General features: G+C 72.1%; 1 protein-coding gene. It reads right to left on the bottom strand.

From position 1 onward, the window contains the following. A partial coding sequence (locus ACLWS4_RS37080; RefSeq protein ID WP_416876433.1) for a M14 family zinc carboxypeptidase occupies positions 1-1,171 on the bottom strand: 1,171 nt, incomplete at its 3' end. Positions 1,172-1,390 lie beyond the last annotated feature (219 nt).

Here is a 1,390-nt window from a genome sequence, read left to right as displayed (position 1 = left end):
CGTGCGGTGCCGCCCGGCCGGGCTGCGCCTCGGTGGCGGAGCGCAGGGCCATCGCGGTCGAGCGCAGCGTCAGGACGACCCGGGCGTAGTGGGCCTCGGCCAGCTCCACGCCCGTGACCGGGGTGGTGTCCTCGGCCCGCCGAAGCCAGGCGTGGGTGACGGAGTCGGCCACCGCCAGGGTGTCGGCGGCGGCGCGCGCGAACGAGTCGTCGTGAGGGCCGGCCTGCTCCAGCAGCCGCTGTACCTCCTCGCTCTCCCCGGTCAGGGCCCGGGCCAGGGCGGTCAGGGTGGTCGGCGGGCTGTCGTGGAAGCGCGTGGCCGTGTGCCAGCGGGGGACTTCCGGCAGCAGGGTGAGCGACCCGTGCCGGGCGGCGTGGTGGGTCAGGTGCGCGCCGTACGTCGGGGCCTGCCGGTCGTGGTCGCGGATCACCAGTTCCTCGATCGGCGGCATGCGGTAGACGCCGGCGCCGAGGACCGGCCACCCGGCGACGTCCGACGGGGCGGCCTCGCCGACCGGCAGGCCGCTGCGCGCGGCGACCGCGGCCAGGCGGGCCGCCAGGCCGGGCACGTCCCGGCTCAGAATGAAGAAGGGCTCGCCGAACTCGGCGTTGTGCAGGCTCACGACGGCGGCCGGCTCCAGCTCGTCCACCAGGTCGGCCAGCGCCTGCTGCTCCGGCAGGCCGAACCGGTGGACCCCGCCCCGCCAGGGAATGGGGAAAGTCCATTCCGGCTGCTCCGCCAAGGCCGGGCGGAAGAAATGGCGGTGCTCGGTGTGCAGGTCGAGCGGGGCGCTCGTCCATTTCTCGTTCAGGGCGGCGCCGTCCGGGTCCACGCACGGCAGGAAATGCCACGACATGCCGTCACGCAATTCCGGGCGGTTCGCCACCAGCTCGGCCAGGAACGCGATCGTGGCATAGCCGACCGGCTCGTTCGGGTGCGGGCCGCCGACCACCAGCACCGGCCGCCGCCCCGCCCCGACCGACAGCACGTCCAGCGCCCGCCCCTGCCGCGAACTGCCGATCCGCCGCATCCGGCACAACCCCGGCGCGCGCCGGGCCACCTCGCGCAACCGCCCGGTCAGCGCCTCCACCGAGGGCACCAGTTCCCCCGCCGGCACCAGCTCCGCGTACCCGGCCAGTGCGTCATCCAGGCCGGAAAGGAAATCAGCCACTTCTAAACCCTTTCTCGAAACCGGCCCAGAATCATTCCGGGCCGGATTTGAATGCTGCCCCGAAAAGGGCATGGAAAGTCTTTCGGAAAATTCCCGGAAAGCCCTTCCGGGGCGAGTTGGTGAATGCTTTCATGGGTCTCGGCTGATTCGCCACCATCCCTTTCGAGAAAATTCAGGAGGACGCCTCATGGACACCACCCTCACCACCGCCGTGGCCGT

The organism is Kitasatospora sp. SC0581, from assembly GCF_048159585.1.
Classification (GTDB): domain Bacteria; phylum Actinomycetota; class Actinomycetes; order Streptomycetales; family Streptomycetaceae; genus Kitasatospora.
This window is presented reverse-complemented; position numbering and strand designations above follow the sequence as displayed.